Genomic DNA, 8741 nt, shown 5'->3' with positions numbered 1-8741 from the left:
CAATCGCGACGCCAAGCCGTCGGTGATCAGCAGATCGTAGAGGCCGTCTGGCAGCGTCATCGGATGCCTGTCGAGGTGAAAAGCTCCGCAACCTCTCGTGTCGCCAGAACCGCCGAAAGTCTGTCGCTGGCTACGGATCCCTTCCGAAGGGCGAATGACGGCTTTCCATCATCAATCATTCGCCGCTTCCAGCACGGTCAGCATCTCCGCCACTACCGCAAAGCCCTCTTCACCGTCACCCAGTTGAACGACGATTGGTTCGAATCCAGACTGGTCGGAGTCCGGCCGCAATGTGATGCGTTCGTGCCGCCAGCCGCCATCCTCGGAGGGAACTTTCTCGCTCGCATACAACTTGACCGTGTAGCTTCCTCCCGTTTCGGGGTCTGAGATGCTTCGATGCTGAACGACAACAACCTTGCCCTGTCGCGTGCCACCTGGATTTCCGCGGAAAAGGCACCAAGCACCGTTCGGAATCCGGCGGTTCATCGACTCACCCAGCACTTGTGCGACGAAGAGACCGGGCTGAGGCCGGATCCAATCGGGCAGGGCCACCCAATCCTGTGCGCCGTCCTCAAGGGCCTGCACATCTGAAAAGGCTCCGGCGGCGAAACGCAGATGGACGATCGGGACGGCGGATACGCCTGCGAGTCGCTCTTCGTTGGTGACCCGGCGCAACCGATGCACATTAGAGACGGCCGCCGGAACCGCTTGAATAGACGCATCGCGGGGCACGATCACTTGGGCCCCCGGCCTCGAGTTCAACCTGCTCCGAAGAAAGGCAGCGAGAGGTGCATCCGTGCAGTACACAAAGCATCCCTTCATGCCACGCGTCATAAGGGTTCGGTAGGTATTCTTGACGATGATGTCGGCCAGAGCACGTGCGCCCTCGGCGTCTGCTTCCATCATCTTCTTCAGCCCCTTCACCGATTGATCGGAGGACGCCCGTCTTGTCGCATCGGTCACGATGGCGCCGTCGCGGAAGACGAGATCCGGTCCGATGATGACGCCGACGTAGTCGAGTTCGAGCCCCTGGCAGGTGTGAATGCACCCCACCTGCTCAACTGAGCCGGGTGTGACGATCCAAAGGCTGCCATCCTTGTCGAGGTTCCACCGGCGCTGGTAGTCGAAGGCAGGCAGCTCGATATCCCAGGCCGCGGGATCCTTCTTGCTTGGCCACTTCCAGCAATAGCCCGCGACAACGCGCGAGCGATTGTTTGCCTGGTTCTTCAGGGCGATCAGCGCATGCATGTCGGCTGGGTTGTCGAACACGCGGAAGTCGTAGCTGTCCGTCTCGAGGATCGGGTTCGCGGTCGGGCGAATGGCAAGGGTATCGTCAAGCCACGCAAGATAACCGTCGGAGCCATTGCATCGGAATTGCGAAGAGAGTTGCAGCTCGGTCACTTCAGCCCCGAATTCGAGCGCCCAACGGCGAAGCTCTTCGGTATGTCCGATATCGAGAAGCGTGACGCGTTGATCGTCATCGACGAAGAACACCGTGCAGCGCGCGGAGCGGATCAACTCCTTGACCTGGTTGTCGCCGAGGTTGCGATAGAGGCCACTCTTCTCGTTGAGCCGATGGGCCTCGTCGACGATCAACGTGTCGTACGTGTCGGCGACATCGTTGACGAATGCGCCAGAACCACTGAACAGATTGCTGATACGAGTCTTCGTGAATGTGCCTGCCAGGCGCGCCTCGTAGACGGCTCGCGGCGCTGCGTTCTTTGAAACGTAGCGTGCGTTGCGCTTCCGGGCGAKGAGGGCGCCGAGCAGGTTGATGGCGATGACTGACTTGCCGGTTCCTGGGCCCCCTTGAACGATCACGACTTGCTTGCGTTGCTCGGCGCGGGCTTCGACCTTCATGATGGTCTCGTGGACGACCTTCTGATCATCGATCAGCACGAATTCCGACTTGCCCTGCAGCAGTCCGGCCACGCTGTCGATCAGCATCTTCGATGGTCGGATGCGGCCGCTCTCGATCGCGTACAGCGCACCCTTGCGGTCACCGTGACGAACGTGCTCACGGATGAATGCCTGAAGCTTCCCTCGTTCCTGCGCAAGGAAGAGCGGTGCGCGCGCAAGGTGTTCCTTGTAGTGCGAGTGATCGATCTCGCCATCTCGCGGATGGTTGTGGAGGTACGCGCACGGCTGCAGCGACATCTCGCCATCCTGCACGGCAGCGTTGAAGTCCTGGAGATAGGCGGCGTACGACCAAGCCTGGTACGACGGGTGCGTACCCTCAGTCTCGCCGGAGCGACCGCCGCGACGCGCCCAGACAATGGCGTCCTTGTCGCTGCGCCGAGACTCGGACCATTGCTTGAGTTCGACGATGATCACCTTCGAGCGCGCCTCGGCGTCTTCGCCGGTGATCACGAAGTCGATTCGCTTCGACGTCTGCGGCAACTGGTATTCGATCGCCACCCCGGCATCCGCGGGAATTTCCTCATCCTTAAGCACCTTGGCCATCTCGATCAGCGAGTGCTTCCACGATCGGACTTCCGATGCGCCAACTTTTCGGCCTGYTGCACTATGAAAGTGGCGGGAGACAACGGCCTCTATGTCATCCCCCCAGGCGTGCTCCAGGAACTGGGTCTTTGTCGATTGGTAAATGATCACTCGTGTTGTCGCCGCGGCGCCTTCAGATTTCGTCGTACTTCTTGCTGCTGCCGCGCGCTCGATCGACCGGGTACTTCAGTTCGTTGAGTTTTAGCTTTGCTTGCGCCGCCCCGATCGGATCGATCCCCAGCGCGTTTGTCAGCTGGATCAAGTAAAGCAGGACATCTGATACTTCTGCGGCCACTGCCTCCAGCTTCTCCGGGGGGAGTTTGCGACTCTGCTCCTCTGTCATCCACTGGAAGTGCTCAAGCAACTCACCTGCTTCAACGATGAGCGCAGAAGCGAGGTTCTTGGGCGAATGAAACTGCAGCCATTCGCGATCGTTGGCGAACTTTTGCAGTTGCAGAGAGAGGTCATCTAAGGAGTCAGGCATGTCTGCTATAGAAATGATCGTCGGGCACGAATGTCGGACCAATGGATACAACCGATTTCGGTTGATTATCTGGCGTTTCAGGGTGCTTCACTGGGTCGGCGTGGCGGCGCAGACGCAAAGCCAATGTCTGCGGCGTGCCTTGCAGGAACCTTGAACACGTTTTTTGAATTCCATGCCAAAAACTCCCGCGCGGGCAGAAGGTCGCTGTGCTGCGGGGCATGAATCCGTCGCCCGTGGAACTGCAGTTCGCCCGTCTCACCGCGCCCTCCGCTGATCGCATGCTGACTGAAGATCAATCGGTGTTCCGCCGGCTCGACCGTGAACACACCCAAGTCAAAGAGCTTGTGGTGCAGCGCGCACAAGGACAGGCTGTTGGTCTCTATGTCCGGACCACCCACGTTGTGCCATTGAATGTGAGCTGCCTCCAGGCCTGCAGGCATATGGCCGATCCGCAGGTCGAAGCCGCAGACGCAGCACCGGTATTCGTAGGCGCGGAGGACCCGATCTCGAAAGCCGGGGTCGCGCCTGCGGCGCGCCCGACTGGCATAGCCGGCCATTGGTGGGTCGGCGTCGCGCACCTCATTGGGCGCGTCGAGGTCTAGTCCTAGCGTGGCCGCGATGTCAGAGTGGAGCGTCGCAGGGAAGTAAGCATCGAGCACTTGCGACGCTACGGCGTGCAACAGGCCAGGTATATGTCGCAGCGCCTCGTCAACGTCGGTCGGGAACCCACCTTCGATGTGATGCTCGCGGAGTTCGCGCAGGCTGAGCGTGGAATTGGCGGGGCGATTCAAGATTTCGCGCGGGCCGCTCAGGTCCCACAGCGCACCCTGGCCGTCGGTAGCTAGATGCCAGAACGGGTAATACCGCGATTTCGCTGCGCTGCTGGGGCCGAACTCAGTTAGAAGTTGCTTCAACTGGCCGTCAATCTCGGTGAACTCGACTAACCTGGGTTCTCCGTGCTGGATTCGCGCCAATGCGAGCAAGATCAGCATCGGCTTGTGCGGTGCGTAGACGCCCGCTCGTTGCGCGCGGCGGATGTTCTCGAACAAGGTCAGAACTTCGGTCGCTGTCTTCATGTCAGTTGTGTTTGGAGGGGGACGTGAAGACGGAGGGGGGGCGACGACGACATCCGGAAGTCGAAGCGGCGCCCTTACGAAAGCTCATCAATCATCGCTGAGGGCGATACTCCCAACGCCTTGCACACGTCGATGAACTCGATAACGTCAAGCTGCCGTTCGCCGTTCTCGTACTTCGACACGAACGACTGAGGCCGATTCAAGCGGGCCGCGACCTGCGCCTGCTTCAGGCCCGCTTCATCGCGCGCCTGCGCAAGCAGCTGTCGAAGCTTCGTATGGGGATTTGGTTGCAGTCCGCGTGGCACGCAGGCGAACGTACATCCTGTTTTGGAATATCCCGTTTTAGGATATTATGAGGGTCGAACGAAGAGCAGTCGGTTCGATGTGGGGTCTCGTCAACCTTTGCACAGCGATGCGCGCATCAGCGGATCGCAGGACTCTTTGTGGCAGCTCTATCAAAGTGTCGTCAGGGAGAAGTCATGGACATTCAGTGTTCTCGTCGCGCGCATCGCTTTGGAGCCGGCGCGGCTCGAATGCGCGAGCTTTCGCTCCTCTTGGGTGCCTATAGAAGGCGGGCAGTGGGGGAACAACGAGAGTGTTGCGATGACGCCACCATGGCGCGACATTCCGCGCTACGTCAGGGTCGGCGCCTGGCTTTGCCCGGCGGCTTCTCCAACACCGCTTGGTTTGACCTGCGCAGAGAACCGCCCTTTGCCGATGGCGGAAATGTCTCCGTGATGCCTTCGAACAAGACAGGAAGCGTCGTCCCGAGGCAGTAGCAGATCGATCCCAGAGTGAGTAGCGACGGATTGAMGTAGCCGCATTCGATCTTGGAAATGCGGGAACGCTCCACCTCGGCTTCGAAGGCCAGCATCACTTGCGTTTTGCCCGACGCTATTCGGATGCGTTGCAGGTTTTGCCCGAGGGCGATTGTCAGGGGGTTCGGAACGTGGATCGCCTTCTTCTTAGATCGACTTCTACTTTTCGGGGCTGTTGCGGTCACCATGCCCACGAGACTCAAGGAATGTGCCTATGGAGGAAACGTCTTAAACGACACATAATGAGATCGCGTGCCTTCCGGGGCACTCGATTCATAGMCACAGAGGGCAATCAAAAGCCCCAGGGAGACGACATGAACCGTACGCTGAATTTTTCACTACCGTAGCGCCGCCGCTACGCACGGGCCGCCTCGCCACGCCGCCCTGCGCAACCCTCTACCTCTATCTCGCCACGGCCGGACCGCGCGTGTTCGCGCCTGCCTGTCGATAGGGCTTGCCGTCTGCCGCCACAGGCGTGGCGTCGACTGTTCCGCCAACTTGCGGTCCGCGCATTCGCAGCGGGACGCGCACGTCTGCACCGCATCACTTTGTCCATGGAGCCCCCGCTCCGTTTTCTTGCAACCCAGGGAGAAGATGAAATGACCAAGTCCAAAGAAATCTACGTGTCCTTCGGCGTCGACGTCGACGCGGTATCCGGCTGGCTGGGCTCGTACGGCGGCGAGGATTCCCCCGACGACATCTCGCGCGGCATGTTCGCGGGCGAGGTCGGCGTGCCGCGGCTGCTGCAGCTCTTCGAGTACCACGACATCAAGGCCTCGTGGTTCACGCCGGGCCATTCGATCGAGACCTTCCCCGCGCAGATGCAGGCGGTGGCCGACGCCGGCCACGAGATCGGCCTGCACGGCTACAGCCACGAAAACCCGATCGAGATGACGCCCGCGCAGGAAGAGGCGGTGCTCGACAAGAGCATCGAGCTCATCACCTGGCTCTCGGGGCAGCGGCCCACAGGGCACGTGGCGCCGTGGTGGGAGTTCAGCCCGGTCACCCACGAGCTGCTGGTCAAGAAGGGCATCAAGTACGACCACAGCCTGATGCACAACGACTTCCATCCCTACTACGTGCGCATGGACGACAGCTGGACGCTCATCGACTACACCCAGCATCCCGAGGTCTGGATGAAGCCGCTGGAGCGGGGCACCGAAACCGGGCTGGTCGAGATCCCGGCCAGCTGGTACCTGGACGACCTGCCGCCGATGATGTTCATCAAGAAGTCGCCCAACAGCCACGGCTTCGTGAACCCGCGCGACGTCGAGCAGATGTGGCGCGACCAGTTCGACTGGGTGTATCGCGAGATGGACTACGCGGTGTTCCCGATCACGCTGCACCCCGACGTCTCGGGCCACCCGCAGGTGCTGCTGATGCTCGAGCGGCTGATCCGGCACTTCCAGGCCTTCCCGGGCGTGCGCTTCGCGACCTACGACCAGGTCGCGGACGACTTCCTGCGCCGCCAGCCGCGCGCCTGAGCGCCACGGCCATCCTCATCGGCAGCGATGCACGCCCATGGACGCCATCACCACCACACCGCGCGGCGATGCCGCGAACGACGCCGCGCGCGACGCCCGGCCTGACACCCTCGCCGACACCCACGCCATCATCGCCTGGGCGCCGCCCGAGGTCACCGCAAGGCAAGTCACCTACGCCACCTGGGTCTGCTTCTTCGCCTGGGCCCTGGCGGTCTACGACTTCATCCTCTTCGGCACCTTGCTGCCGCGGCTGGGCGAGCACTTCCAGTGGACGGCCGCCGAGCAGGCCCGGCTCAACACCTGGGTCACGCTGGGCACCGGGCTGGTGGCCTTCGGCATCGGGCCGATCGTCGACCGGCTCGGGCGGCGCAAGGGCATCGTCATCGCGGTCTGCGGCGCGGCGATCTGCTCGGGGCTGACGGCCGTCGCGGGCTGGGTGGCCGGCGCCTCGGCCGGGTTGGGCTTCGTGCTGCTGGTGTTGGTGCGGTCGCTGGCGGGGCTGGGCTACGCCGAGCAGACCATCAACGCCACCTACCTGAGCGAGCTGTTCGCCGTGGTCCACACCGACCCGGCCGCCACCCGGCGGCGCGGCTTCATCTACGCGCTGGTGCAGGGCGGCTGGCCGATCGGCGCGGTGCTGACGGCCGTGCTGGTCACCATCCTCTATCCGCTGGGCGAGCGCTGGTTTGGGGCGGGCGGGGGCTGGTCGCTGTCGTTCCTGTTCGCGATGTTTCCCGCGGGGGTGATCGTGATCCTGGGGCGCCGGCTGGTCGAGACGCCGCAGTTCCTCACGGCGCGGCGCATTGCCGACCTGCACAGCGCGGGGCGCCCGGCGGAGGCACGCCAGCTGGCCGCCGCGCACGGGGTCGCGCCCGACGAGGGCAGGGGCACGGGCCTGGGCGAGATGTTCGGCGGCGCGGCGCTGCGGCCGCTGCTGTCGCTGGGGCTGGCCTTCATGCTGAACTGGTTCGCGATCGTGATCTTCACGGTGCTCGGCACCTCGGTGCTGGGCGGCTCGGGCGGCACGCCGGGCAAGGGGGTGGATTTCTCGAACGCGCTGCAGGTGCTGATCGTCTCCAACCTGGCGGGCTTCCTGGGCTACGTGTTCCACGGCTGGCTGGGCGACCGCATCGGGCGGCGCAACACGGTGGCGCTGGGCTGGATGGTGGGCGGCCTGGCCTTCTTCGCGATGCTGCAGGCGCCGCAGGGCGACTTCTGGCGCATCGTGCCGCTGTACTCGCTGGGGCTGTTCTTCCTGATGGGGCCGTATGCGGCGGTGCTGTTTCTCATCGGCGAGAGCTTTGCCAGCCGCATCCGCGCGACGGCCGGGTCGTTCATCGGCGCGCTGGGGCAGCTGGGCGCGATCGTGGCGGGCTTCGGCATCACGCACACCCTGTCGATGGGGGCGGACTGGGTGCAGGCGGCGATGGTCTGGGGCGCGCTGCCGTGCCTGCTGTCGGGCGGGTTGATGTGGCTGGTGCCGCATGTGGACCCGCGGACCTTGAAATGAACTTCAACAACCACATCAGGGAGACCCCATGAACCGCACATTCAGATTCCTCGTCCTCACGGCCGCAGCGTCGGCGCTGTTGCTCGCCTTCGGCCCCAGTCGGGCCCAGACCGCCTATCCGATCAGGCCCATCCGCATGGTCGTCGGCTATCCGCTCGGCAGCCCGATCGACGGCAGCGCGCGGCTGGTCGCCACGAGGCTCGGGGCCGTGCTGGGGCAGCCGGTCGTCGTCGACAACAAGGCCGGCTTCGGCACCTTGGGCACCGCGGCGGCGGCGCGCGCGGCGCACGACGGCTACACGCTGCTGATGGGCAGCACCACGGCCATGACCATCGCGCCCCACCTCTACGCGAAGCTGCCCTACGATCCGCGCCGCGAGCTGGTGCCGGTGGCGCTGGTGGGGCGCTTGCCCCAGGTGCTGGTGGTGAACCCCGCCGTTCCCGCGGCCGACTTCAAGAGCCTGGTCGAGCTGTTGAAGAAGAGCGGCGGCACCCTCGACTACGCCACCTTCGGCAACGGCTCCAGCAGCCACCTGACCATGGAACTGCTGAAGAAAGCCGCGCGCATCGACCTGCGGCACATCCCCTACAAGAGCAGCGTCGCGGCGATCTCGGATGTGGTCGGCGGCCAGGTTCCGCTGGGCATGGACGTGCTGCAGTCGGCCCGGCCCCATATCGAGTCGGGCCGGCTGCGCGCGGTCGCGATCAGCGCCGAGGCCCGCTCGACCATGGCGCCCGAGTTGCCGACCCTGGCCGAGCTGGGCTATCCCGGGATCACGCTGAGCCCCTGGGTGGGCGTCTTCGCGCCGGCCGGCACGCCGGATGCGATCGTGCAACGCCTGGCCCAGGCGCTGACGGAGGTCATGGC

The 8741-nt window shown here is 63.7% G+C and carries 8 protein-coding genes; 3 read left to right on the top strand and 5 right to left on the bottom strand.

The genetic code is table 11. The features are described from left to right. Window positions 1-171 precede the first annotated feature (171 nt). From AC1D2K_RS23200 to AC1D2K_RS23180, 5 genes are all read right to left on the bottom strand, one after another. Window positions 172-2613, bottom strand: a complete 2442-nt coding sequence (locus tag AC1D2K_RS23200) for a DNA/RNA helicase domain-containing protein (protein WP_478091303.1) — start codon at window positions 2611-2613, stop codon at window positions 172-174. Window positions 2614-2635: 22 nt separating this feature from the next. After that, complete coding sequence (locus AC1D2K_RS23195; RefSeq protein WP_478091301.1) at window positions 2636-2986, bottom strand: nucleotide pyrophosphohydrolase; 351 nt, start codon at window positions 2984-2986, stop codon at window positions 2636-2638. A 77-nt stretch (window positions 2987-3063) separates the two neighbouring features. After that, window positions 3064-4062, bottom strand: a complete 999-nt coding sequence (locus AC1D2K_RS23190) for a phosphorothioated DNA-binding restriction endonuclease (protein WP_478091299.1) — start codon at window positions 4060-4062, stop codon at window positions 3064-3066. A gap of 74 nt (window positions 4063-4136) precedes the next feature. Next, entirely contained in the window at window positions 4137-4367 is a 231-nt protein-coding gene (locus tag AC1D2K_RS23185) for a helix-turn-helix domain-containing protein (RefSeq protein ID WP_478091298.1), read from the bottom strand. A 332-nt stretch (window positions 4368-4699) separates the two neighbouring features. Continuing rightward, window positions 4700-5074, bottom strand: a complete 375-nt coding sequence (locus AC1D2K_RS23180; RefSeq protein WP_478091305.1) for a helix-turn-helix domain-containing protein — start codon at window positions 5072-5074, stop codon at window positions 4700-4702. A 405-nt stretch (window positions 5075-5479) separates the two neighbouring features. Between AC1D2K_RS23180 and AC1D2K_RS23175 the strand changes: the two genes are divergently transcribed. From AC1D2K_RS23175 to AC1D2K_RS23165, 3 genes are all read left to right on the top strand, one after another. Beyond that, complete coding sequence (locus AC1D2K_RS23175) at window positions 5480-6364, top strand: polysaccharide deacetylase family protein (protein WP_478091297.1); 885 nt, start codon at window positions 5480-5482, stop codon at window positions 6362-6364. 37 nt (window positions 6365-6401) lie between these two features. Next, window positions 6402-7874, top strand: coding sequence for an MFS transporter (locus AC1D2K_RS23170; protein WP_478091295.1), 1473 nt, complete (start codon window positions 6402-6404; stop codon window positions 7872-7874). 28 nt (window positions 7875-7902) lie between these two features. Further along, window positions 7903-8741 (top strand): Bug family tripartite tricarboxylate transporter substrate binding protein (locus tag AC1D2K_RS23165; RefSeq protein ID WP_478091294.1); only part of this gene is annotated, 839 nt, incomplete at its 3' end.

The organism is Variovorax sp. P1_H12_2, assembly GCF_056405335.1.
This window is presented reverse-complemented; position numbering and strand designations above follow the sequence as displayed.

Coding starts and splice junctions, on each gene's coding strand:
- AC1D2K_RS23195 (WP_478091301.1), bottom strand. CDS start 2,986: ATGCCTGACTCCTTAGATGACCTCTCTCTGCAACTGCAAAAGTTCGCC.
- AC1D2K_RS23190 (WP_478091299.1), bottom strand. CDS start 4,062: ATGAAGACAGCGACCGAAGTTCTGACCTTGTTCGAGAACATCCGCCGC.
- AC1D2K_RS23175 (WP_478091297.1), top strand. CDS start 5,480: ATGACCAAGTCCAAAGAAATCTACGTGTCCTTCGGCGTCGACGTCGAC.
- AC1D2K_RS23170 (WP_478091295.1), top strand. CDS start 6,402: ATGGACGCCATCACCACCACACCGCGCGGCGATGCCGCGAACGACGCC.